This is a genomic window from Kordia sp. (assembly GCF_050633145.1).
Lineage (GTDB): Bacteria > Bacteroidota > Bacteroidia > Flavobacteriales > Flavobacteriaceae > Kordia.
In genome coordinates, this window is sequence record NZ_JBOEFY010000027.1 from 103,006 (window position 1) to 127,202 (window position 24,197).

At 33.2% G+C, this 24,197-nt stretch carries 21 protein-coding genes and 1 tRNA gene; 9 read left to right on the forward strand and 13 right to left on the reverse strand.

The window, feature by feature from the left end; all coding sequences use genetic code 11:
- The first annotated feature begins 16 nt into the window (after positions 1 to 16).
- The 5 genes from pyrH (at position 17) to asnS (ending at position 8,721) form a co-directional block, all read left to right on the forward strand.
- Entirely contained in the window at positions 17 to 724 is a 708-nt protein-coding gene (gene pyrH, locus ACRBBL_RS14695; RefSeq protein WP_431369826.1) for a UMP kinase, read from the forward strand.
- Between the two features lie 109 nt (positions 725 to 833).
- The gene (gene frr, locus ACRBBL_RS14700; RefSeq protein ID WP_431369827.1) at positions 834 to 1,388 is read left to right on the forward strand and encodes a ribosome recycling factor; all 555 of its coding nucleotides are present in this window, start codon (positions 834 to 836) and stop codon (positions 1,386 to 1,388) included.
- Positions 1,389 to 1,573: 185 nt separating this feature from the next.
- Positions 1,574 to 4,096, forward strand: a complete 2,523-nt coding sequence (locus ACRBBL_RS14705; protein ID WP_431369828.1) for a DUF5686 family protein — start codon at positions 1,574 to 1,576, stop codon at positions 4,094 to 4,096.
- Between the two features lie 49 nt (positions 4,097 to 4,145).
- Positions 4,146 to 6,617 (forward strand): efflux RND transporter permease subunit, encoded by a 2,472-nt coding sequence (locus tag ACRBBL_RS14710; RefSeq protein ID WP_431369829.1) that lies wholly within the window; start codon positions 4,146 to 4,148, stop codon positions 6,615 to 6,617.
- Between the two features lie 661 nt (positions 6,618 to 7,278).
- Complete coding sequence (gene asnS, locus ACRBBL_RS14715) at positions 7,279 to 8,721, forward strand: asparagine--tRNA ligase (protein WP_431369830.1); 1,443 nt, start codon at positions 7,279 to 7,281, stop codon at positions 8,719 to 8,721.
- A 59-nt stretch (positions 8,722 to 8,780) separates the two neighbouring features.
- Here the strand turns inward: asnS and ACRBBL_RS14720 are convergent, their stop codons facing one another.
- The 3 genes from ACRBBL_RS14720 to ACRBBL_RS14730 all read right to left on the reverse strand — a co-directional run bounded on the left by ACRBBL_RS14720 (position 8,781) and on the right by ACRBBL_RS14730 (position 11,328).
- Positions 8,781 to 9,053: a hypothetical protein gene (locus ACRBBL_RS14720; protein ID WP_431369831.1), complete on the reverse strand. Its 273-nt coding sequence runs from the start codon at positions 9,051 to 9,053 to the stop codon at positions 8,781 to 8,783.
- A gap of 36 nt (positions 9,054 to 9,089) precedes the next feature.
- Complete coding sequence (locus tag ACRBBL_RS14725) at positions 9,090 to 9,326, reverse strand: hypothetical protein (RefSeq protein ID WP_431369832.1); 237 nt, start codon at positions 9,324 to 9,326, stop codon at positions 9,090 to 9,092.
- Between the two features lie 265 nt (positions 9,327 to 9,591).
- The gene (locus ACRBBL_RS14730) at positions 9,592 to 11,328 is read right to left on the reverse strand and encodes a tetratricopeptide repeat protein (protein WP_431369833.1); all 1,737 of its coding nucleotides are present in this window, start codon (positions 11,326 to 11,328) and stop codon (positions 9,592 to 9,594) included.
- 193 nt (positions 11,329 to 11,521) lie between these two features.
- Here ACRBBL_RS14730 and ACRBBL_RS14735 point away from each other — a divergent pair, with 193 nt between their 5' ends.
- The 3 genes from ACRBBL_RS14735 to ACRBBL_RS14745 are packed head-to-tail and all read left to right on the forward strand — an operon-like array spanning position 11,522 to position 14,430.
- Positions 11,522 to 12,310, forward strand: coding sequence for a hypothetical protein (locus ACRBBL_RS14735; RefSeq protein ID WP_431369834.1), 789 nt, complete (start codon positions 11,522 to 11,524; stop codon positions 12,308 to 12,310).
- A 53-nt stretch (positions 12,311 to 12,363) separates the two neighbouring features.
- Entirely contained in the window at positions 12,364 to 13,824 is a 1,461-nt protein-coding gene (gene rpoN / locus ACRBBL_RS14740) for an RNA polymerase factor sigma-54 (RefSeq protein WP_431369835.1), read from the forward strand.
- Positions 13,825 to 14,430 (forward strand): hypothetical protein, encoded by a 606-nt coding sequence (locus ACRBBL_RS14745; protein ID WP_431369836.1) that lies wholly within the window; start codon positions 13,825 to 13,827, stop codon positions 14,428 to 14,430.
- On the opposite strand, the gene ACRBBL_RS14750 is transcribed toward ACRBBL_RS14745, so the two are convergent.
- From ACRBBL_RS14750 to ACRBBL_RS14785, 8 genes are all read right to left on the reverse strand, one after another.
- Positions 14,425 to 15,120, reverse strand: coding sequence for a porin family protein (locus ACRBBL_RS14750; RefSeq protein WP_431369837.1), 696 nt, complete (start codon positions 15,118 to 15,120; stop codon positions 14,425 to 14,427). The genes ACRBBL_RS14745 and ACRBBL_RS14750 overlap by 6 nt on opposite strands.
- Before the next feature lie 100 nt (positions 15,121 to 15,220).
- Entirely contained in the window at positions 15,221 to 15,706 is a 486-nt protein-coding gene (locus tag ACRBBL_RS14755; protein ID WP_431369838.1) for an ExbD/TolR family protein, read from the reverse strand.
- A gap of 12 nt (positions 15,707 to 15,718) precedes the next feature.
- Positions 15,719 to 16,345: an ExbD/TolR family protein gene (locus ACRBBL_RS14760; protein WP_431369839.1), complete on the reverse strand. Its 627-nt coding sequence runs from the start codon at positions 16,343 to 16,345 to the stop codon at positions 15,719 to 15,721.
- Positions 16,346 to 16,347: 2 nt separating this feature from the next.
- The gene (locus ACRBBL_RS14765) at positions 16,348 to 16,758 is read right to left on the reverse strand and encodes a hypothetical protein (protein WP_431369840.1); all 411 of its coding nucleotides are present in this window, start codon (positions 16,756 to 16,758) and stop codon (positions 16,348 to 16,350) included.
- A gap of 30 nt (positions 16,759 to 16,788) precedes the next feature.
- The gene (locus tag ACRBBL_RS14770; protein ID WP_431369841.1) at positions 16,789 to 17,514 is read right to left on the reverse strand and encodes a MotA/TolQ/ExbB proton channel family protein; all 726 of its coding nucleotides are present in this window, start codon (positions 17,512 to 17,514) and stop codon (positions 16,789 to 16,791) included.
- A 77-nt stretch (positions 17,515 to 17,591) separates the two neighbouring features.
- Positions 17,592 to 17,661 (reverse strand) — tRNA-Ser (locus ACRBBL_RS14775).
- 57 nt (positions 17,662 to 17,718) lie between these two features.
- A complete protein-coding gene (locus tag ACRBBL_RS14780) occupies positions 17,719 to 18,747 on the reverse strand; it encodes an asparaginase (RefSeq protein WP_431369842.1) in 1,029 nt (342 codons plus the stop codon).
- Between the two features lie 163 nt (positions 18,748 to 18,910).
- Positions 18,911 to 19,678: a TatD family hydrolase gene (locus ACRBBL_RS14785; protein WP_431369843.1), complete on the reverse strand. Its 768-nt coding sequence runs from the start codon at positions 19,676 to 19,678 to the stop codon at positions 18,911 to 18,913.
- Positions 19,679 to 19,824: 146 nt separating this feature from the next.
- Here ACRBBL_RS14785 and ACRBBL_RS14790 point away from each other — a divergent pair, with 146 nt between their 5' ends.
- On the forward strand, positions 19,825 to 20,265 hold the full coding sequence (locus ACRBBL_RS14790) for a retropepsin-like aspartic protease (RefSeq protein ID WP_431369844.1): 441 nt from the start codon (positions 19,825 to 19,827) through the stop codon (positions 20,263 to 20,265).
- Between the two features lie 379 nt (positions 20,266 to 20,644).
- Here the strand turns inward: ACRBBL_RS14790 and ACRBBL_RS14795 are convergent, their stop codons facing one another.
- On the reverse strand, positions 20,645 to 22,681 hold the full coding sequence (locus ACRBBL_RS14795; RefSeq protein WP_431369845.1) for a carboxypeptidase-like regulatory domain-containing protein: 2,037 nt from the start codon (positions 22,679 to 22,681) through the stop codon (positions 20,645 to 20,647).
- Positions 22,682 to 22,952: 271 nt separating this feature from the next.
- Positions 22,953 to 24,173: a 2-oxoglutarate dehydrogenase complex dihydrolipoyllysine-residue succinyltransferase gene (odhB, locus tag ACRBBL_RS14800; RefSeq protein ID WP_431369846.1), complete on the reverse strand. Its 1,221-nt coding sequence runs from the start codon at positions 24,171 to 24,173 to the stop codon at positions 22,953 to 22,955.
- Positions 24,174 to 24,197: the final 24 nt, after the last annotated feature.

A 24,197-nucleotide genomic window follows, 5' to 3' on the forward strand; every position in this document is an offset into this window, starting at 1 on the left:
CTCATCAAAAGAAGCAATGCAATACAAAAGAATTTTACTTAAATTATCGGGTGAAGCGCTCATGGGCGAAAGACAATATGGAATTGACCCAAAACGTTTAGCCGAATATGCAGAAGAAATCAAACAAGTAGTTGATTTAGGAATACAAGTAGCCATTGTAATTGGTGGTGGAAACATCTTTAGAGGTGTTGCAGGTGCTAGTAATGGTATGGACAGAGTACAAGGTGACCACATGGGAATGCTTGCTACCGTAATTAACGGACTTGCCTTGCAAAGTGCCTTGGAAGATGCTGGCATATATACACGTCTATTAACAGCATTAGAAATTAAAGAAGTTGCAGAACCTTATATTAAAAGAAAAGCCATTCGTCATTTAGAAAAAGGTCGCGTCGTTATTTTTGGAGCAGGAACTGGAAACCCATATTTCACAACCGATTCTGCCGCTGTATTACGTGCTATTGAAGTCAGTGCAGATGTTATCTTAAAAGGAACACGTGTTGATGGTATTTACAATACAGATCCTGAAAAAGATACACAAGCCATCAAGTTTGATCACATCTCTTTTGACGAAGTTTTAAAACAAGGTTTAAAAGTAATGGACACAACTGCTTTTACATTAAGTCAAGAAAATGAATTGCCAATTATTGTATTTGATATGAATACTACAGGGAATTTATTAAAAGTGGTTTCAGGAGAAAATATAGGAACTAAGGTAAACTTGTAGTAAAAATTGGCTTAGTTTTTGATTTTATTCCAGCAAAAACAAAAAAATACTTTAAATTAGTAATGATATAGAAAGTTACAAGATTACTTTCATTAATAATTTTAACAGCATGAACGAAGACATTAAATTTATTATAGACACAACAAAAGAATCTATGGATAGTGCAATTGCTCACTTAAATAAGCAATTATTAGCAATTAGAGCTGGAAAAGCTTCTCCTGCTATGCTATCAAGTGTAATGGTTGATTATTATGGTTCGCAAACACCTTTATCGCAAGTTGCAAATGTAAACAGTACTGATGCACGTACCATTACAATTCAACCATGGGAAAAAAGCATGATTCAAGAAATTGAAAAAGGAATTATGATTGCAAATCTTGGTTTTAATCCTATGAATAATGGTGAATCTGTAATTATCAATGTTCCACCATTAACTGAAGAACGCCGTAGAGATTTAGCAAAGCAATCTAAGAGCGAAGCAGAAGATGCAAAAGTTGGTATTCGTAATGCACGTCAGGATGCAAATAAAGAAATTAAAAGTCTTGATATTTCTGATGATGCAAAAAAGAATGCTGAAATTGATGTACAATCATTAACAGACAGTTACGTAAAGAAAATTGACGAAGTTTACGCAGTGAAAGAAAAGGAAATCATGACCGTATAAAAACGTTAAACTTATAATAAACTAATTATAAAGCGGCCAGTGGTCGCTTTATTTTTTGTAACATTATGCCATTAATTTCGTTATAAGAAAAAGGTCGTTTCAAAACATGTCGCCATATAAGCATTGATAGTAATGAATGTGGTTGTCGACTAAACACATTAGACCATTAAAACAAACCCTATTAGATGAAAAAATCAGTATTGATTTTTATTGTATTGCTTACTTCTTTTGCGGCTGTTGCGCAACAAAGAATTTCAGGAATTGTAATTGACCAAGAATCTAAGGAATCACTGCCGTTTGCGAATATTTTTATTTCAAAAACAAAAGGTACCATTACAGATGCAGAAGGGAAATTTAGTCTAAACTTAAAAAAAGATATCACCTCCATTAAGGTTTCTTATATTGGTTATAAAACGGTTACTTTACCTGTAAACGAAAACACTAGCTATCTTAAAATACAACTTGAACGAACACAAGAAGCACTAGATGCAGTTGTATTATACAACAAAGAAAACCCTGCTATACAAATTATGCGTGATGCTATTGATCGTAAAAAACAAAACGATCCAGAACGCAAATTAAAATCGTTTAAACTGAATGCTTACAATAAGCTTTTAGTAACTGCGAGTCCAGATTCTATCAACGGAAAAATTGATTCCATCTACACAAAAAAAGAAGGAAAGCTTGTTTTTAAAGAAGTCGATTCTTCAAATTACAGCTTTAAGAAAGATATGACACGAAGCCATATTTATATGACTGAAAAGGTTAGTGAGGTTTCATTCAGTTCATCTAAAGGAAAGCGTGAAAAGATTTTAGCTACACGAATGGCAGGTTTTAAAGAACCGATCTACGAAGTTTTAGGTATAAAAATTCAGTCATTTTCATTCTACAATAATAAATATGAACTTTTTGGAACTTCGTATGCAGGTCCAATGGCAGGAAATGCACTTTCAAAATACAAATACAAAATTTTAGACACGGTTAGCAATAACAACCGCGAAGCATACATGATTTATTATAGTCCGCAGAAAAAAGGCGAAACTTCTGGTTTGGAAGGTATTCTATATATTGATCGTGAATCGTACGCGTTACAAAAAGGAATTGCTGAGATAAAGGGTGTGATTGATATCAAAGCTGAACAAAATTTTGACTACAACGAAACATTTGAAGTTTGGTTTCCAACTGACAAACAAATTCAAATCCGAAAAGGAAAAACAGACGATACAGTATCTCTTTTCGGGCAAGCTGTCAAAGTACAACGTGGAACACCACAAGACAGTACAAAAACAGTGCGCACGAACAAACAGGAAGTGAGTGACTTTATTTATCTGATCTCTAAAACAAAAAACTTTGATTTATCTATTAACAAACCTGTAAAAATTCGCGGACGCGGATTGGCAATTGAAATAGAAGACAAAGCACATGATAGAGACGAAGCATATTGGAGAAAATTTAGAACAGATAGCATTACCCAACGTGGTAGAGAAACCTATGCTGTACTAGATAGCGTTATTGCTGAAGATGGTGTTGAAAAAGACATCTATTTAGCTAGAAAACTATTGAAAGGATATTACCCAACAAAATATATCGATTTAGATCTACGTTATTTGGTCAAATACAACAACTATGAAGCATTCCGTTTGGGACTTGGTGGTGTAACAAATGCTAATTTTTCGACTAAATATCGTTTGAATGGTTACGGAGTTTACGGAACACGTGATAAAGATTTTAAATTTGGAGTTGGCGGTGCTGCACGATTAGACAAACGCACACAAACATGGTTTGGAATGTCGTATACAGATGATTTAGTAGAAACGGGAAGTTCTCGTTTTATCACGGATAGACGCGCATTCTCACTTTTTGAACCACGCTTATTCAATATTGATTTATTCTATGAAGTAAAACGCTTAACGGCTAATATTGAACATCAAATTACAGCGAAAATGCATGCAAACTTGATGGTTTCTAGAAGCAATGTAGAGTCTACATACGATTATGGTTTTGTAAATAACGGTCAAATTTTTAACGCATACGATATTACAGAAGCTACGCTTGCTATACAATGGAATCCGTTTAGTGAATACATGCAAACCCGTCACGGACGTAATGAAATCAAAAGAGGATTTCCTCAATTTGCATTTCAAGCTACCAAAAGTTTTGACGGCTTGTTAGGTGGCGATTTTGATTATACAAAGTTAGATGCTCGAATTGTTCACGAAATTCGTCCTATTGACAAAGGTGTAACATCATTTTTACTAAAAGGTGGTTTGGGTATTGGCGATATTCCAATTTCACATTTATACCATACATCTCCAAACAATCCGAACAAAGATGTACTCTTACAACGTTTTTCAATTGCTGGTAGAAATAGCTTTGAAACCATGTATTTTAATGAGTTTTTCTCTGACAAATACGCAATGTTTCAAGCAAAACACAAGTTTAAGCCATTTAAAATTACAAAAGGCTTTCGCCCAGAAATGACCTTAATTACGCGATTTGCTATTGGTGATGCCAAAAACATTGAACGTCACTTAGGGCAACAATTCAACTCATTACAACACGGATATTCAGAATCTGGGTTTGAAATCAATAAACTATTTGCTGGTTTTGGACTGAGTTTTATGTACAGATATGGCGCATATCATTTGCCAAAATTTGAAGACAACTTATCATTTAAATTCACTTATTATTTTAGTTTAGGTTTTTAAGCCTGTCTTCAATCGTTTTTCCTAAATTTGCACGAGCAAAAACTGAACAATGATTAAATGGATAAATACACGCTTCTGGTCAAGTGTTGCACGACTGATTCTTCGAAATAGAATAATCATTCTAATGCTTGTAGTCGGAATGACTGTGTTTTTAGGATCCCAATGGAAAAACATGCGTTTCTCCTATACGGAAGCAAATTTATTACCCGATAATCACATTGTTAATGTAGAATACAACAAATTCCTTGATATTTTTGGGGAAGAAGGAAACTTAATCATTCTTGCCGTAAAAGACAGCTCACTTTTTACACCCGAAAAACTAAATGCTTGGAATCGTCTCAGTAAAAAATTCAACGCAAAACCAGAAGTAAGTGCGGTAATTTCTACTGAAAATCTCAAAAAACTTGTCAAAAACGCAGAAGATGAACGTTTTGAACTCGATAATTTAATCAAAGGAGAAATCAAAACTCAAGCACAAGCAGATGCCATTCGTGCTGAACTCTTTAAAAACTTGCCATTTTACAAAAGCTTACTTTATAACGACGAAGGCACCATAAGAACTGCCGTATATCTTGACAAAGAAATTGTAAATACTCCTGTTCGAAAAGACTTCATATATGACGAAGTGCTTCCAATGATAGATGAATTTGAAGCAGAAACCGGACTCGATTTGCACGTTTCTGGAATGCCTTACATACGAACCTTAAACTCACAAAACATTGTCGATGAAATCGGATTGTTTATTGGTGCGGCATTGCTCATTACAAGTTTAATCTTCTTTTTCTTCTTCAGATCGTTCCGTGCAACATTCATATCAATGGTTGTAGTAATTATTGGTGTAATGTGGGCGTTTGGAGTCTTAGGATTACTAAACTATGAAATCACAGTATTAACAGCATTAATTCCTCCATTAATTATTGTAATAGGAATTCCGAATTGTATATTCTTCATCAATAAATATCAACAGGAAATAAAGAAACATGGAAATCAAGCCAAGTCACTTCAACGTGTAATTTCTAAAATTGGAAATGCTACATTGATGACAAATATGACTACAGCAGCTGGTTTTGCTACGTTTATCATCACAGAAAGTAAGCTATTGAAAGAGTTTGGTATTGTAGCTTCCATAAACATAATCGCCATTTTTATCCTATCACTGTTAATCATTCCGATTATATACAGTTTTATGGCTTTACCAAAAGAGAAACACTTAAATCACTTAAACAAACGTTGGATTGGTGCTTTTGTTGGTTGGATGGAAAAAATGGTACGCCATCACCGATTTGCAGTATATGTTTCTTCTGTAGCATTGTTAGCATTAAGTATTATTGGAATTTATCAAATACGTATTTCAGGAAGTTTGATTGAAGATATGCCACAAAATGCTGATTTCTTTCAGGACATTCGCTTCTTTGAACAAGAATTTGATGGAATTATGCCATTGGAAATTTTAATTGATACCAAACGTAAGAATGGTGTACTAAAGCTTCCTACGCTTAAACGAATGGATAAATTTGAAGAATTGATTGTAGATACTCCCGAACTATCACAACCAATGTCTGTGGTAAGTTTAGCAAAATATTCGCGTCAAGCGTATTTTGGTGGACTCGCTAAAAATTATTCCATACCAGCTTCAAACGAAAATACAATCATTTCTACCTATGTAGCAAAGTCAGATTCAGGACTTAATATGCTGTCAAGTTTTGTAGATTCTACAGGAAGATACGCACGTATTACAACGTTCATGAAAGATATCGGAACCGATAAAATGGAACGTATCGAAGAAAATTTACAAGCAAAAATAGACAAAACATTCAAAGACAGATATGATGTCACTATTACTGGGAAAGCACTCGTTTTCCTAAAAGGAACCAAATATTTAGTCAACAACTTAATCATGTCATTGTCCTTGGCAATTTTCTTGATTTCGTTATTTATGGCGTATTTATTCCGTTCGTTCCGAATGATTTTAATTTCATTAGTACCAAACTTATTACCATTGTTAATTACTGCGGGAATGATGGGCTTTTTAGGCGTTCCTATTAAACCTTCTACTATTTTGGTATTTAGTATTGCTTTTGGAATTTCTGTGGACGATACCATTCATTTCTTGGCAAAATACCGACAAGAGTTACGTAGCAACCATTGGAAAATTCGAAAATCAGTATATGCTGCTTTGCGTGAAACAGGTGTAAGTATGTTTTATACTTCTATTGTATTATTCTTCGGGTTTTCAATATTTATGATTTCTAGCTTTGGCGGAACTGTCGCTTTAGGCGGATTGGTTTCTGCAACATTACTCTTTGCAATGTTAGCTAACTTATTACTATTGCCTTCATTATTGCTTTCGCTAGAACGTAGCATTGCAAATAAACGTGTATTAAAAGCGCCTAACTTTAGAATTCTTCCTGAAAAGGAAAACAGAAAACTATCAGACTTGGCACGAAGAAATGACGACGACGAAGGTGATGATGATAAAGACAATACTAAATCACACAAGGCAAAGTTTACCAAAAAATAAAGCGAACGACACTTTTCTTATGGTTTAAATACTACTGTCGTAACTAACTATTGATTGTATAATGCCATACAATTAACAGCTACTTTGTATGCGACCAAGAAGTTAAAAAACTGATTATTTCTATTGAAATCAATTACTTATTTGATAAAAGTAAAAAATTACTTACTTTTGTGAAATAGGCACAAAAAATAAAGCCTGAAGTTGTTGTTACAACATCAGACTCTATTCGGTTCCCCCAAACCTACCTTAATTTTCTTAATCATTGAAGACAAATTAAGATTACAATTGATTAATAGCCATGACAAATATATGTCAAGTTTGAGCGATTAGACAAGGGGAAAAATCCCCTTTTTACTGGATTATTCCCTTTTATTTATAGGTATTTTTACGCTTTGTCGAATTCTCTCAAAAGAAAAACGTACTCTTCGTACAAAATGCGCACCTATTTATCATCAGTTTTATTCCATGACCTTTAATCTGTTTATTTTATTCTTATTAATTCTATCAGATTGAATTACTCATACATTTATATTGTTTATCAATGAATTTGTGAATCTATGATTTCGTTGAGAACCATATAAGTTGGTGTCAAAAAATTGTTGTAGCTCATTTCATAAGTTTTCACTAATAAACTATATTTGTCGCCTAAAATATTTAAAAGATGAAATCATACACAGTCGCTGAGTTACTAAACTCAGAAACATTGCTACAGGAAGTTACTGTAAAAGGTTGGGTACGAACGTTTAGAGCAAATCGTTTTATTGCTTTAAATGATGGATCTACCATTAATAATATTCAATGTGTTGTTGATTTTGAAAATACCAATGAGGATATTTTAAAACGTATCGGTACTGGTGCTGCTGTTGCTATTAAAGGAGAATTGATTGAAAGTCAAGGAAAAGGGCAAAAAGTAGAAGTTAAAGTACAAGAAATTACCATTTTAGGTGATGCAGATCCAGAAGAAGTATCAAAAACTATATTACAACCTAAAAAACACAGTCTAGAATTTTTACGTGAACAAGCGCATTTGCGCACACGTACAAATACATTTAGTGCTGTAATGCGTTTGCGTTCGTCATTATCGTTTGCAATACACAAATATTTCAACGAAAATGGATTTTACTATATGCACACGCCAATTGTTACCGCAAGTGATGCAGAAGGTGCAGGAGAAACGTTTAGAGTGACTACACTAGATCCTAAGAATCCGCCATTAGATGAAGATGGAAATGTTGATTATTCACAAGATTTCTTCGGAAAAGAAACCAACTTAACGGTTTCCGGACAGTTGGAAGCAGAATCGTACGCGATGTCTTTAGGAAAAGTATATACTTTTGGTCCTACTTTTAGAGCTGAAAACTCAAATACATCACGTCACTTGTCTGAATTTTGGATGATTGAGCCAGAGGTTGCTTTTATGGATTTGGCTGGAAACATGGACTTAGCAGAAGATTTTATGAAATCTGTGTTGAGTTATGTATTAGAGCACAATCCGGATGATTTGGCATTCTTAGAAAATCGTTTGATTCAAGAAGATAAAACAAAACCACAAGCTGAACGTAGCGAAATGTCGTTGACAGAAAAATTGCGTTTTGTAGTTGAAAATAACTTTAAACGTGTAAGTTACACAGAAGCTATTGATATTTTACGCAATTCTAAACCTAACAAGAAGAAGAAATTTAAATATTTAATCAATGAATGGGGCGCAGATTTACAAAGTGAACACGAACGTTTCTTAGTAGAAAAGCACTTTAAGTGTCCAGTGATTTTATTTGATTATCCAGCAAATATCAAAGCGTTTTACATGCGTTTAAACGAAGATGAAAAAACGGTTCGTGCTATGGATATTTTATTCCCTGGTATTGGAGAAATCGTCGGTGGATCGCAACGTGAAGAGCGTTTGGACGTATTGAAAGAAAAAATGGCTGCTTTAGATATTCCTGAAGAAGATTTATGGTGGTACTTAGAACTTCGTAAATACGGAACAGCTGTACATTCTGGTTTCGGACTTGGTTTTGAGCGTTTGGTAATGTTTGCTACAGGAATGAGCAACATTAGAGACGTAATTCCTTATCCAAGAACTCCACAGAACGCTGAGTTTTAAAAATAAAAATTATACATATTAAAAACCGTCAAGAAATTCTTGACGGTTTTTTTATTGCCTTAACAAAGAGCACTATAAGTAATTGGACCTGGGCAAGTTTTTCCATTTTCTGATGGGCAACCAAAACCAGGGCAAGTAATACACTTAGTCTTAACTTCTGATAACGTAACTGGAATTGTTGGACCTACTGTAAAGGTAGTTGCGCAAATTATCACCAACTGCGTTTCCAGCAATGTAATATTTGTTCCTCCTTGAATAGATTGCGCGTTTACCGATGCAATTGTCTGTTTTTGTAAAGACAACATTTTTAAATTTATTTTTCGTTTTTTCATAATATTTAATTTTATGGATTTATAATTACCGTGTTTTTAGCAAAACGGACAATACGATTTGCACGAATTGAAAACTGTCACACAAATTTCTTTATCTCGATCCACGGTGATTAAAGGACGTGTTGGGTCTTGTACTGTTGTACAATTTAAAATAATACTCGTACCTGGACCACAACCTAATGTTTCTGGTGCGCCACCTTGTACATATTGCATATTTGCAACTGTTTGTTTCTGCAAAGCCAGCATTTTTAAATTTACCTTTCGTTTTTTCATACTAAAATAGTTTAATGGTTAATAATGTTCTTTTAAGATCAAAAAAAACCGCTTTCTGAAAACACGTAAACTAAATTCCCAAATCTAAATGTGCTTATGTTTGTTATCATTGAAATGATGCGTAAAACTTGAAAGCGATTTTTCAATTACTCATTCCAAAATTAGAAGTACAGTCTATTTTATTTAAAAAAACAACAAGACATAAGTGTGACAAATACGCTCCAAAACATACTATATACAGATATTGAGACAAAAACAGGACAAACTATAAATCGTAAATAAATTTTTGCAATTCTTTTTCAGAAGCTAAACTCATTTTTTTGCGAAGTCTGTATTTACTTTTACGAACACTATCTGGAGATATGGCCAGAATTTCAGCTATTTCTTTCGTATTGAGGTTTAAACGAATGAGCGCAGCCAATTTTAGATCGCCCTGCGAATAATTCTTCGATTTAACTTTGAAGTTTCTAAAAAACTCTGGGTACACATTTTGAAATATCGATTTAAAACCTGTCCAATCGTTTTCCGTTAAAATTTTAAAATCGTGCAATTCATTTACTATTTCCTTTATTCCTTTTAGATCTTTTGTAGTAGTGGAAGCATCTTTAGATAATAGCTGCGTATATACTTTTAACTCTTCTTCTTTTTCAATTGCTTTCTCCTTTTCTTCGATCAATTTTTGTTGCATTCTAAATTTTGCTTTTTCTTTTCTTTCTATTAATTGAAGAAAGCGTTCTTTTTTTCGTTTGTAAAAAATAAATCCGAAACCAATAGACATTAACAATGCTCCTGTTATTAAAAGCGCACTCAATCTTAGTTTTTCTGAATTTGCATGCACCACCTGTAATTTCTCTTTGCTTTCCTCTTCCGCTTTTAAATAGTCTTCTCTAGCAATTGCCAACTTCCCTTCTTCCCTATTAAAACGTCCTTTAGCCCTATTATATATTTCAGAAAAATGTAACGCTCTTGCTGTATCTCCTCGTTTTTTATACAATTCTTTTAATTGCCTAGAAGAAGTTAATAACTTTCCAGGAATATCTTTCAATTCTGCTATCTCATAAGATTTCAATCCGTTTTTAAGAGCCAAGTCCATATCACCTTGCTCACTATATATTAAAGACAATAATAGATAAAGGTTTTCTTCAAGATTTTTTTGTTTGGCTTTCTCTGAATCTTCCATGCTTTCTAATGCCAACGACAAAGCTCTGGTATTATCTCCTTTTTTATGATATATTTCTGCTAGGTTTTTCTTAATTAGAATATCATAGTTAGCACGCCTTTTTTTCTTTTCATTATTTTTATTTAGATGTGCCGCTTTTTGAAAATGTTTTAGCGCATCATCATACTTGTCCATTTTTTTGTAAACACATCCCGCATGTCGATACACAAAAACCTCATTCGCTATATCTCCATTATCAACTAATCTCATTGCTTTCTTAGCACAGTCTATTGCCTTATCAAACATTTCTAACTTTGCATATAATCGTGCCATTCTTGCATACGATTTTGCCAACACATCTGTATTGACTAATTCACCTTGCGCTGAATTGATTTCTAACGCGGCTTTATAAGATGAGAATGCTTTTCCTGTCTCTCCGTCCAACTGAGAGAAATAGCCTGTTTTATTATATATTTTAGCTTTTTGAACTGGGTCTTGCGTATCAGGAAGTAATTCTTGCATTTTTTTCAAATACACACGAGCAGAATCTAATGTAATTTCCTCTTTAAAAAAATAAGTTCCGCACCTGCTATATACTCTATAAAGTTCTTCAGGATTTCCCAAAGCTTGTTGTTCTGCTTTGTGTAAATAGAAAATTGCTGAGTCTTTTTTATTCTCAAATGCACAACGGTTACTTTCATTTAAGTATTCTTTAACTAACACATCACGCTTTTGTGCTTGTGTATTTTCTGTATAAACAAAACAACAACTTATTGAAAGTATGAGTTTAACAAACAGATTTAAGGAAAGAGAATTTTCTTTTGTTTTCGGGAAGGTATTCATAGTCGGTTTCTATTAACAGTTATTATTTTTTAAAAAAACATATTTTCAAATACTAAAAAAAGAGTGTTATCCCCCAAAAACAACCCATTTTTACCTCTTATTTCTAAAGACAGGAATTCCCTTGCTATTTTTCATACCACAGCTCACAATACCATTGAAGTTTGTTATATTTGTGTAACACTTAAACCGATTTATGAAAAAAAGTCTTCTTATCTACACCATATTGGTATCATTTTTGGTGGGCTGTACTCAAAAAAGTACTGATAAAGTCAATTCAGCCTTAAATTTTGAGAAAGGATTCACACAAACACTTGTATTTGGAAATAAAACAAATGCCAATAAAATAGGGCATTTTGAAGATTTAAATGAAGTAGAATTTCGATTAGATGAGATTACAAGCGATAGCAGCTTTGTGTTTACAGGAAAAGTGACACGCATGCAATATAAATCTGATCTCTATGGAGAAAAAGAAAGTTTGGACACCGAAGTTGTTAAAGCATTAAATAACACAAGTAACTTAAGTGAGACTGAGCTAGAATTATATAATGATATAAAGAGGTACATTGATAAAGAGTATACTTTTACATTAGACAAGTACGGAAATGTGATAAAAGGTGCTCAATTCAAAGATCAATCAACTTATATCGATCCAGCAGTTATTGAGAACTTTACAACTGTGCCTACGATGGGATTTCCCAAGGAACAACTTGCTGTAGGAACTACGTGGAATTATGATACAAATAATCCATTGATTGAATCACAAAAAATAAAGTTCACCTATACAATAGATGATATTACAGAAGATAAAATTTTTATAGCTGTTAAAATGGATATTGATGGACTTGGCGGAATGCTTAAAAAAAGTGAAGCGACTGGAATGTATGAAATTGACCGAAAAACAAAGCAATTTATCAAAGGAGAACGCAACATGAATATGCAGATTGGCGGCGGAAAAGTATCTTATAAGATATACAAGAAGTAAAGAATTGCTCATAAATTAATCAACGACAACCGAGTGTTTTTACACAAAAGACTATGCTAAAACAACAACTTAACTTTAGATTATCTCAAAAATTATCTCCTCAACAAATTCAGTTAATGAAGTTGATTCAATTGCCTACGCAAGCTTTTGAACAACGTCTAAAACAAGAATTGGAAGAGAATCCTGCATTAGATAGCGGTAAAGAACAACTCGATGAGTTTGATTCTGATTTGTCAAATGATTATGATGACGATGATTATGGAAACGAAACTATTGCCGCAGAAGAGATCAATGTTGACGAATATTTGAGTGATGATGAAATCCCTAATTACCGCTTGCAAGCAAATAATTATAGCGTTGACGATGAAGAAAAAAGTGTTCCGTATGCTTCTGGAACATCTTTCAATCAGCATTTAAAAAATCAATTAAATACATTTCGTCTTTCGGAAGAAGACAGAGAAGTTGCTGAGTTTTTGATTGGAAGTGTTGACGAAAGTGGATATATCCGTAGACCTTTGGAAGATATTGTTGACGATTTAGCTTTTACACAAAATATCTTTACAACAGATGAAAATATAGCCAAGATTTTACAAATTGTACACGAGTTAGATCCTGCTGGAGTTGGTGCCCGAAATTTACAAGAATGTTTGTTGATTCAGTTGCGAAGAAAGGAACCGACAGTTTCTATTGACATGGCAATTAATATTTTAGATAAGTCGTTTGAGCATTTTACCAAGAAGCATTACAAGAAACTTTTACATAAGTTTGATATTACTGAAGTAGAATTACGCGATGCAATTTTAGAAATTGAACGTTTGAATCCAAAACCTGGCGGTTCGTATGCAGGAAATACAAAAATCATTGAGCATATTGTTCCCGATTTTGCCATTCGTATCGTAGAAGGCATGTTAGAGTTGACTTTAAATGGACGAAATGCTCCTGAGTTGCATGTTTCTAAGGAATACAACGATATGCTGAAAGGCTATAAGGACACGCGTCAAAAAACAAAATCACAGAAAGATGCGGTTATGTTCATAAAACAGAAGTTAGATGCTGCAAAATGGTTTATAGACGCTATTAAACAACGTCAGCAGACACTTTTGGTTACTATGAATGCTATTTTACATTATCAGGAGGAATACTTTCTTACAGGCGATGAACGCAAGTTAAAGCCAATGATTTTGAAAGATATTGCCGATATGATCAATATGGATGTTTCTACAGTATCACGTGTAGCAAATAGCAAATATGTAGATACGCCTTATGGAACGAAGTTGATTAAAGAATTTTTCTCTGAATCAATGAAAAATGAACAAGGTGAAGACGTTTCTACTCGTGAAATTAAAAAGATTCTTGAAACTGTAATTGAAGACGAAAACAAGAAAAAACCGTTAACAGACGAGAAGTTAGCCACTATTTTAAAGGAAAAAGGATATCCAATTGCTCGTAGAACTGTAGCAAAATATAGAGAACAGCTCGATATTCCTGTAGCACGATTACGAAAGAAAATATAAATGCGCACTTTTCTCAAAGTAATATCATACATATTTCATCCTATTTTTATTCCTGTGATGGCTACAGTTGGCTTCTTTTTACTGACGCCACGACTGTACGACTTCAATTTTAAAATTGATGTTTCTATCACGATTTCTATTTTCACGATTTTCATTCCAATTTTAACGTTTATACTATTAAAACGCTTTCAATTGATTGATTCTATTTTTGTAAAAGATGTAAAACAGCGCAGAATTCCGCTCTATTTGTATGTATTATTGTTGTTTTTAATCATCACCAAAGTCATTTCGAAATCTATTTTTGCAGAGTTGTATGATTTCTTTTTAGCAACATTAATTTCTGCTATAGTCTGTCTGGCTTTTGTTTTATTTCGTGTAAAAGCAAGCATGCACATGATGGGAATCTCAGGTTTGGTTATGTTTCTTATCGCATTAAGTATTACTTATCAACTCAACATTACCTTTGCTTTGAGTATCCTTATTCTTATGATTGGACTCATTGGCACTTCTCGGTTATTCCTAAAAGCACATACATTTACTGAACTGATAATTGGTTTTTTTATTGGATTGATTCCACAATTGTTGGTTATGACTGATTGGTTATAAGATGTAAAACATTAAACCAACTTTGATGATACTCATTTCAAATTGTTCACCATTTGTAGTTATAGTGCCATCTTTAAAGAGTTTGTTAAGCGCATAATACAAATGAAAATTCCAGGTATTATAACCTGCACTTAGCGTTAATCCGTACTGAAAGCGGTTTATATCGTCATTTTGAAACTTGATTGTTTCGCTATTGCTTACAAATTTAGAAACTCCAGAAAAAATATACCCAAGTTTAAATCCACCGTAAATGCGCCAAAACTTATAGCTTTCGGCTGTAGAAGTACGCCAGCGAAATTCTATTGGCAGTTCTACCAGATGTGTTCTGTATTTGTTTCTCTTAAAACTTTCGTCACTGTCAATAATCTGATACGTAATTCCGCTATTAGTTTCGGTAGCTTTTAAATTGTGGAAATATGAATTATAGGAATAACCTAAACCGACTCCTATGGCTTTATTTCGCCTTTTATTAATTGGGAAATCACGAATAACACCTAAATGGATTCCGTTAGATAAATTATTTTGAGAGATTCCGCTAGGGCGATTTTGAAGAATATTATACGTAAACCCTATATAAAATTGATCTTCACGATACTTGTCATCAGGAATTGTATCCTGTATTGCTTCTTCTTGTGCAAAGGCAAATTGCATTCCTAAAACAACTAAAATTCCAATAACAATATGTTTCATTCTATTCTATTTTGACAAAATCATTTCATTAACTAGTAGCAAGATAATATAAAAAAAGCACTCCTTTAAGAGTGCTTTTTAATATAAAATTTAAGATTTTCTATTTAAAATTATCACTAAACGCACCTTTTCTGGTTGTATAGTTAATTTTCAGAGCGTTAATCTCACGAAGCCTTTGTTTAATATCAGCTACAAGTCCCATATTTGTTTCATTATCTACTTTTAAAGCAGTAATGGCAACATTTCTGAATTCTGCACCAACTTCATTATTTAATGTGTTGAACCAGTAATCTTTAATTTCAGAAACATCAGCAAACTTGTCATTCAACTGAATTTTAGCTTGTGTTCCAACATCTTTCTGATATCTTGCACTTGGTTTACCTGCATAAATATAAATAACTGGATCTGTTTTATCTAGTTTTTGTATTTGATCTGCAAACGGTAACTCTTGCGCTACTTTGTAATCATCTTTCTTAAACACAGTTACTGTCATAAAGAAGAATAATAACATAAATACAATATCAGGCAAAGCTGCTGTAGATACCGGTGGCAATTCACCACTTTTTTTCTTTTTAAATTTAGACATAATAGCTACGTTTTAATTACTAGTTTCTGCTTCAGATATCTTTAAAGGATACATATCCTTTATAACCTTCATCTTGTCTTTCAAATCTTTTATAAGATTATCATCTGTAGTTTGTGGATGTGCTAAGATAGAATCCATTTTCGTAAATGACATATTCTTACCATACATTCTGACAGCTTCTCTATTTCTTAAGAAATTATACGCTCCCACAAGCTCATTTTGAACAGAAATGAATGTTCCATACTCTGTTTCTCTGTCATTTCTAACAGAGACAATTGCTTTATTAGGGTGATCCGATGATTCTGGACTTCTTTTCCCTTTGCAATATGTACACGGCTCTCCTTTTTCGTTAGTTCCTCCACCATTATCAAGGAAATCAATCGCTGCTTGTTTCAAGTCTTTTAATTCCATGACTTCTTCCTCAACCAAAAGATCATTATTTTTATTTACTAATACCGTAAATAAGTTCTTTTGCTTAATAATAGGTGGTGTTACTCCTTCAGGCGGCATTGGTGGTAGCTTTCTAGTGATACCTGCATCTTCCTGAAAGGTAGTAGTTACTAAGAAAAAGATAAGAAGTAAGAATGCGATATCGGCCATAGACCCTGCATTCACTTCTGGTACGTTTCTTCTTCCCATAATTATTTATTAAGTGTTTTTTTAACTCCAAATCCTACCATTGCTAAAATAGCAACTGCTGCCAAGAAGTAGAACATATAAATACCAGTTCCTACCATTTTTGACGTAGACCCATCCACTTTAATTTTACCTACTTGAGTTAAAGCATCACTAGCTGCAACATAAGATATAATTACAATGATTGCAAAAACCGCTAGTGAAATCAATGATTTCTTCAAAGCTTGCGGATTGGTCGCCAAGTTTTTAATCCCAAAAAACAATGCGATAGCAGCAGTAACAGGTACAAGTATTTCACCTGCAACAATCATTGCATTACCTGTTGACTTCTCTGTCAAGATCATTATATATAGGACTACTCCTACAATCGCGATCACGGCGATTAAAACTGTTAATATTAATTTTAATTGTTTCATATTATATTGTATTGTATAAAGTTGATAGTATTATTTCTTGTAACGAACCAATAAATCTATTAAAGAAATAGATGAATCTTCCATGTCGTTTACAATACTATCAATCTTAGCAATAATATAGTTATAGAAAATTTGAAGTATAATACCTACGATCAAACCAAATACTGTTGTTAATAAGGCTACCTGAATAGAACCTGCAATTAAAGATGCATCAATTGCTCCAGCAGCTTCAATTTGAGTAAAGGCTTGAATCATACCAATTACCGTTCCCATGAATCCTAACATCGGCGCAATTGCGATGAATAAAGAAATCCATGATACGTTCTTTTCTAATTGTCCCATTTGTACTCCTCCGTAAGCTACAACCGCTTTTTCAGCGTTATCAACTCCTTCGTCCATACGGTCTAATCCTTGGTAAAAGATAGACGCAACTGGTCCTTTTGTATTTCTAGCAACTTCTTTAGCAGCTTCTACACCACCACTTGCTAATGCGTTCTCAACATTTGCTAATAATTTTTTATTATTAGTTGTTGCCATATTTAAGTAGATGATTCTTTCGATACATATTGCTAGTCCTAAGATAAGACACAACAATACAATTCCCATGAACTCGGGTCCACCCTTGATGAAGTATTCTTTTAATATTTGGTGAATACCTTGTCCGGCGTCTGCTGCAGTATCATTTTGAGCTGTTGCTACACCTACATTTAAAATCGTTAACATGGCTACAGCCATAATAGAAAATCCTTTTTTCATTTCTCTTGAACTTAAATTTTGTTAGTTAATCGGGTTAAAGATATAAAAATTTTATAATAATGTACGATATTTTTACGCAGAGAGGAAGGGATTCGAACCCTCGNNCACTTTCCAGGCGTGCGCCTTCGACCACTCGGCCACCTCTCTTTATTGATGGGCAAATAACAAAAAATATTTTAGTTTTTGAAATATATCTAGTTATTTTTAGGACATTTCACCCCTAATTTGTGTTTCGAAGACAGTTTTGAACGTTGTTTCGTCCATTTTCCTTCCCAAAAGATACATTAATTTTGCAATAGCAGCTTCGGTTGTAATATCATTTCCACTAATTATGTTTAGCTTTTTTAAGGCAACACTTGTTTGATATTGTCCCATGATAACTTTTCCTCCAGAACACTGAGTTACATTCACAATAATTATACCCTTTTTCTTTATTTTGTATAAAAATCCTAAAAACCATGCTTCAGTGGGTGCATTTCCTGCTCCATAAGTTTCTAAAATGATTGCTTTTATTGTGTCGGAGGCTAAAAAACCTTCTAAACTTGCACGTGTAATTCCTGGAAATAGCTTTATTAATGCAATATTATTATCAATTTCTTTGTGAACTTTGAACAATTCTCCCTCTTTTGGACGCAATAAATTTTCTTTAAATACCTTTAAATGTACACCCGATTCTGCTAATGGCGGATAGTTAAGTGACGCAAATGCTTCAAAATGTTCCGCATTTATTTTTGTCGTTCTGTTTGCTCTGTAGAGTTTGTATTCAAAATATAAACCTACTTCTTTGATTTGCGGATTTCCATCTTCATCAAACAAAGAAGCGACCTGAATAGAGGTAATTAGATTTTCTTTTGCATCTGTACGCAAATCACCAATTGGAAGCTGTGAACCAGTAAATATGACTGGCTTTGCCAAATTTTCTAGCATAAAACTCAAAACTGAAGCCGAATAACTCATTGTATCACTTCCGTGCAATACTACAAAACCATCAAAATCATTATAATTTTCTTCAATGATGCTCGCCATTTTTATCCAGTTTTTTGGATTCATATCCGATGAATCTATCGGATTATCAAAGGCAATGGTTTCTATGTCACAATCTAAATGTGAAAGTTCTGGAATACGCTCCAAGAGCTTGTCAAAGTTGAATGCACGCAATGCGCCTGTTTCAAAATCTTTGATCATACCAATGGTTCCACCTGTATATATGAGTAATATTTTTGGCTGTGTCATTGTTTGGTTTTTCGGTTGCTTGTTGCTTGTTGCTTGTAATATGTTTTTCTGCTTTTTAAATCAAAACGTAAACGACTAAACTTATAAACATCTAAACTTCATTGCTTATCAATTCGTTTTTCGTGGATTTATTTATTTGCATTTCTGTTTTTCAGGTTCAAATTCAAACACCAAAGATAGTTTTTGAATTTTCTGTGGTAATTTTTGCAACTTCTTCTTCTGACAAATCATAGATTGAAGCTACTTTTTCTAACACATTCATCACATAACTACTTTCATTTCGTTTTCCTCGAAATGGTGTAGGTGCTAAATACGGAGCATCTGTTTCCAAAACAATGTTTTGTAATGGAATTTCATGCAAAAATTTATCAATTTTACCATTTTTAAAGGTTACTACACCTCCAATTCCTAGTTTCATGTTGTAACTAAGCGCTTTTTCGGCATGTTCTTTTGTTCCAGTGAAACAATGAAAAATTCCAAATAACGATTCGTCTTTCTCTTTTTCTAATACTTCAAAAACCTCATCAAAAGCATCACGACAATGAATAACGATTGGAAGTTTGTATTTTTTGGCAAGTTGAATTTGATATTGAAAAGCCTCTTGCTGTGCTGTTAAGAAAGTTTTATCCCAATATAAATCGATTCCAATTTCTCCAATTGCATAAAATTTTCGTTCCGCTAAAAGTGCTTCTACATGTGCAATTTCTTCTTTGTAATTTTCTTTTACATGTGTAGGATGCAATCCTGACATAAGAAAAACTTCATCTGGATAGCTTTTTTCGAGCTGAAACATACGTTCCGTATATGTAGAATCAATTGCTGGCACAAAGAAACGTTTTACTCCATTTTGCAAAGCACGCGTCATCATTTCATCCCTATCTTCATCAAATGCTTCACTGTATAAATGTGTATGTGTATCTGTAATTATCATGGCGTAAAAATAGTATTTTATATAAGATTTTTGGAAGAGTTCATTTTAAAAAACATTGTAAGTTTTCACTTTTTAAGAATTATTTGTTATAGTCATACGTTTTGATTTGTATTTTTGCAGGAAATTGAATTTAGATATTTGTGTAGATGAAAAAAAGTTTGCGAAAGTTTTTACTTGGAAAAGGATATAAGCCTATTAAGTTAAATAAAATTAATACCAATCATTATGAGGTAAAAGCAAAGATTAATGGCATTGAAGGAAGTTTTATTTTGGACACAGGTGCTTCTACTTCTTGTGTAGGCTTTGAGACAGTAAAAATCTTCAATTTAAAAGCCAAAGATTCGAAGATAAAGGCTGCTGGTGCTGGTGCTGTGAATATGGAAACACAAATTTCTAAAAGCAATAAGATTCGTATCGGTAAATGGAGAAAGAAGCGAGTTGCACTCGTTTTATTTAATTTAGATCATGTAAATACTGCGCTTACACAGCACGAAGCTGAGCCAGTACATGGAATTATTGGCGCTGATATTTTACAAAAAGGGAAAGCCATTATCGATTATGATAAAAACTGCCTGTATTTAAAATAACACACTTCTTAGTAAATTCGTTATTAAAATATAAATGACCAGAACAAAGTCCGTAATGAATCGGTTTTTGTTATGGTCATTGTTTTTTGCTCTAAAAGGATCTTAATTCACTTTATGTCATGTAAAATTCTTTCATTTTTAGCGCTATAAAGCTGAATAAATACTACGTTTCACTATAAATCAGGTAATTTTACGTATTGTTTGGAGTCTTGTTTTTTTAGACTTTTACACTAATATTAATCAAATATTAGTTGTTATGACTTCCCCTTACCAAAACAATAAACGTTTTTTAGTACTTTTTGTGATACAAGTTTTGCTATTAATTGCAGGATTTTGCGTAAACTTTTATGCGTTATTTTAATAAATGTTTACAACCTTATTACTTCTCTATTGTTGCAGATGATTGTTGCGATTGATAGTTAATTTTATCTAAAGTAATTTTTTGCTGTTGTTGATAGAGCTTCACTACTTTAATAGTACGTTCCTCATTTGACTTCCCGTAGTTTGTATAGAGTGTATATTTTAAATACGTCGGATTGAACGCTTTTTCTTTATTTAAGTTTTTTACATTAACAATCCATTCTCCTGCATTTTCAGCATCGTCAATGATAAATTCTTCTGAGTGATATCCATTTTTCACTTCATCAAACATGCGTTCTTTATTATCGGCAAGTGAATGTTTCCATGTGTAAAATTTACTTGTTGGGTTTACAAATTGCAATTCAAATTCCGTATCGCTTTTATTCCATTCAAATACAACACGAACATCGTATTTAAAACTTGTTGTGAGTAAGTTTGATGGTATTTTGTTGTAATCTACCTCACTACGGTGTCTGCGCAACAATTGTTGCATTTCGCTCATTAGTGTTTTTTCCAATCCTGCAAAATCTATGTTTTGATATGAATTGGTTAACATTTTCACATATAAATCTAATGATTCTTGATAGTTTCCTGTTCGCTTGTACGCTAATGCTAAATCTCTATATGATTGAGCTGCATTTGGCAATAATAATGCGATTCTCTGATAGATAAGTTTTGCTTTTTCAAATTGATTTTGCTCTTCTAACTTATACGCCAAAGCTTTCAATGCAGTTGGATTGTTATATGCTAATTTTTCAATGGTTTGTAAAATTTCGATTGACTTTTTGGCATTCCATCTTTTAAAGTACTCCGCAGTATCCATGTAATATGGAATTGTTTGAAGCGAATTATTTTGCTGTTGTTTCTGATAGATTGCTAACGCTTCATCATAACTTTTTGCTGTTTCTAAAGTTTTTAAATAGCTTGCTTTTTGAGTGTTATTTGACAATAACGGAACTGTTTCTTCATAATTATTATTTGTAAGCAATGCATCATTAATCACTCTCCCGTTTTCATCTTTTTTCAAAAATCTATTTTTTGAAGTAATTAATATAGTTGGTCGTCCACCATATATTATAGTAGATGCCATCGATTTTAAAACAACTATATTATCAATAGAGCGTATTTCTATTTCGTTGATGTTACCATAATATGGAAATCCATCATAAAACACTTGCACTGCTGTTCCTCTGAGCGATATTACTGGCTGCCCTGGACCTGTTGAAGCACTACCATCCGCAGGATTCATACTTCGTCTAGCAAATCGATTGAAGCGTGATCTTATATTTGATTCACCATTATTTACAAATAAACCAGCAACACTACCACGCAATACATCTGTTACATATATATGTTGCGATCCAATATTATCTGAAGTAATTACCGTTCCTAAACTAAATGTATTCAAACTGACTTTCCCAAATCCAGTATCGACATATTGCTTTTTCTTTGTTGGCTTTTTTCCTTTAATCATAACCGTGCTCAATAATTCGGCATTTGGTGTTAATTCTATATCAAAGGCATTTGTATCAGTTACCAAAATTTCTTTTTCATGCATTCCTAAATAGTCAACCACTAAAACATCGCCAACTTGTGCAGGAATTTCAAACATACCATTAACATCTGTTTGGGCGACTAAAAATGTATTTTTTACAGATATAGTAGCATTTTGAATAATCCCATTTTCTTTGGTAGCTACTTTTCCTTTTATAGTATTTTCAGAAGATTTTTTATGGCTTTCAGTTAAGTAAATTTTATCTGTTACACTTAAATATCTACTTAATTTTGACATTTCAACCGTAATTTCATGATAACCACTCGTTACAATTTGAAAGCGATCTTTATCCGAAATCAATTCTTCATCAAATGTCAATGTAAACTTTCCTTCAGCATCTGTTACTGCTTTTAGGTCTTTATCTAAAAATTCTACATTCGCATACGGAATAGGTTCTTTGGTTTCTTTGTCCAATATATAAGCATCTACAGTAATTTCATATTGTGCAAATGCAGTAACCGTGAAGAGAAACGAAATAATAAAAGTAAGGTTAGTTTTCATAGTTATTTTTTTGATTGATTGATTTGTTAACGACTAATGTTGCATCAAAAATTATACCGATTTTCATAAGAAAAATCAATCGAACACCTTTATAATATACTGAAAATATTCAATTTATACTAATACCTTTTTCTTAACTTTAAGTATTCAATCCAAAAAACATAAAAAAAGTCTCCGTTGAAAAATTGAAGGAACTCAACGCTGAGTTTTGCTAAAAAAAATAGCCATTACTTTTCAGTAACGGCTATTTGTATATAAATTGAATTTCTTTTTACAATTCTAATGCTCTTTTCACATTATTGTCCATCAATAATTCTACTGGATTTTCTAGCGCTTCTTTTACAGCTACCAAGAAACCTACAGATTCTTTTCCATCAATAATTCTGTGGTCATAAGACAACGCAACATACATTATTGGAAGAATTACCACTTCGCCATTAACAGCCATTGGTCTTTCAACAATATTGTGCATTCCTAAAATTCCAGATTGTGGCGGATTGATAATTGGTGTTGACAACATACTTCCGAAAACTCCACCATTTGAAATTGTGAATGTTCCACCAGTCATTTCATCAACTGTAATTTTCCCGTCTCTTGCTCTAATTGCTAATCTTTTCACTTCAGATTCTACGCCTCTGAATGATAAGTTTTCTGCATTTCTAATTACAGGAACCATTAATCCTTTTGGACCAGAAACCGCAATACTAATGTCACAGAAATCGTAGCTTACCATTTCTTTTCCATCAATCATTGAGTTTACTGCTGGATATAATTTTAATGCTCTAACAATAGCTAAAGTAAAGAAAGACATAAATCCTAAACTTACACCATGCTTTGCTTTAAACGTTTCTTTATATTCTTTACGCAATTCGAAAATTGGCTTCATGTTAACTTCATTAAATGTAGTTAACATGGCAGTTTCATTCTTTGCAGATACCAAACGTTCCGCAACTTTTCTACGCAACATTGATAATTTTTTACGCTCACTTCCACGCGATCCACCTGAAGGTGTTCCCATACTTGGTTGTGCTTTTACAGCGTCATCTTTAGTAACACGACCATCTTTTCCAGTTCCTTTTACTTCACCTGCGCCCATTCCTTTTTCAGCTAATATTTTCTTAGCTGCTGGAGACGCACTTCCTGATGCATACGTTTTTGCAGGCTCAGTTGCTTTTGGAGCTTCTACTGGTTTTGCAGGCGTTGGTGCTTCTGCTTTCTTTTCTTCTTTTGGTGCATCGCCACCAGTTGGTTTTGCTGCACTTGTATCAATGAGACACACTACTTGTCCAACTTCTACCGCATCGCCTTCTTCTGCTTTTAAGGTGATTGTTCCACTAGCTTCTGCTGGCAATTCTAATGTTGCCTTATCAGAATCAACCTCAGCAATTGTTTGGTCTTTTTCTACGTAATCGCCATCTTGTACTAACCATTCTGCAATTTCTACTTCAGTGATCGATTCTCCTGGCGAAGGAACTTTCATTTCTAAAATCATCGTGTTCTATATTTTAGTTTTTAT

What these genes read in the sequence shown, in the direction of transcription:
- ACRBBL_RS14765 (WP_431369840.1), bottom strand. Translation starts at nt 16,758, where the DNA reads ATGAAACAATTAAAATTAATATTAACAGTTTTAATCGCCGTGATCGCG.
- ACRBBL_RS14790 (WP_431369844.1), top strand. Translation starts at nt 19,825, where the DNA reads ATGAAAAAAAGTTTGCGAAAGTTTTTACTTGGAAAAGGATATAAGCCT.
- rpoN (WP_431369835.1), top strand. Translation starts at nt 12,364, where the DNA reads ATGCTAAAACAACAACTTAACTTTAGATTATCTCAAAAATTATCTCCT.
- asnS (WP_431369830.1), top strand. Translation starts at nt 7,279, where the DNA reads ATGAAATCATACACAGTCGCTGAGTTACTAAACTCAGAAACATTGCTA.
- ACRBBL_RS14725 (WP_431369832.1), bottom strand. Translation starts at nt 9,326, where the DNA reads ATGAAAAAACGAAAGGTAAATTTAAAAATGCTGGCTTTGCAGAAACAA.
- ACRBBL_RS14785 (WP_431369843.1), bottom strand. Translation starts at nt 19,678, where the DNA reads ATGATAATTACAGATACACATACACATTTATACAGTGAAGCATTTGAT.
- ACRBBL_RS14745 (WP_431369836.1), top strand. Translation starts at nt 13,825, where the DNA reads ATGCGCACTTTTCTCAAAGTAATATCATACATATTTCATCCTATTTTT.
- odhB (WP_431369846.1), bottom strand. Translation starts at nt 24,173, where the DNA reads ATGATTTTAGAAATGAAAGTTCCTTCGCCAGGAGAATCGATCACTGAA.
- ACRBBL_RS14750 (WP_431369837.1), bottom strand. Translation starts at nt 15,120, where the DNA reads ATGAAACATATTGTTATTGGAATTTTAGTTGTTTTAGGAATGCAATTT.
- ACRBBL_RS14770 (WP_431369841.1), bottom strand. Translation starts at nt 17,514, where the DNA reads ATGAAAAAAGGATTTTCTATTATGGCTGTAGCCATGTTAACGATTTTA.
- ACRBBL_RS14760 (WP_431369839.1), bottom strand. Translation starts at nt 16,345, where the DNA reads ATGGGAAGAAGAAACGTACCAGAAGTGAATGCAGGGTCTATGGCCGAT.
- ACRBBL_RS14735 (WP_431369834.1), top strand. Translation starts at nt 11,522, where the DNA reads ATGAAAAAAAGTCTTCTTATCTACACCATATTGGTATCATTTTTGGTG.
- ACRBBL_RS14730 (WP_431369833.1), bottom strand. Translation starts at nt 11,328, where the DNA reads ATGAATACCTTCCCGAAAACAAAAGAAAATTCTCTTTCCTTAAATCTG.
- ACRBBL_RS14720 (WP_431369831.1), bottom strand. Translation starts at nt 9,053, where the DNA reads ATGAAAAAACGAAAAATAAATTTAAAAATGTTGTCTTTACAAAAACAG.
- ACRBBL_RS14795 (WP_431369845.1), bottom strand. Translation starts at nt 22,681, where the DNA reads ATGAAAACTAACCTTACTTTTATTATTTCGTTTCTCTTCACGGTTACT.
- pyrH (WP_431369826.1), top strand. Translation starts at nt 17, where the DNA reads ATGCAATACAAAAGAATTTTACTTAAATTATCGGGTGAAGCGCTCATG.
- ACRBBL_RS14710 (WP_431369829.1), top strand. Translation starts at nt 4,146, where the DNA reads ATGATTAAATGGATAAATACACGCTTCTGGTCAAGTGTTGCACGACTG.
- ACRBBL_RS14755 (WP_431369838.1), bottom strand. Translation starts at nt 15,706, where the DNA reads ATGTCTAAATTTAAAAAGAAAAAAAGTGGTGAATTGCCACCGGTATCT.
- ACRBBL_RS14780 (WP_431369842.1), bottom strand. Translation starts at nt 18,747, where the DNA reads ATGACACAGCCAAAAATATTACTCATATATACAGGTGGAACCATTGGT.
- ACRBBL_RS14705 (WP_431369828.1), top strand. Translation starts at nt 1,574, where the DNA reads ATGAAAAAATCAGTATTGATTTTTATTGTATTGCTTACTTCTTTTGCG.
- frr (WP_431369827.1), top strand. Translation starts at nt 834, where the DNA reads ATGAACGAAGACATTAAATTTATTATAGACACAACAAAAGAATCTATG.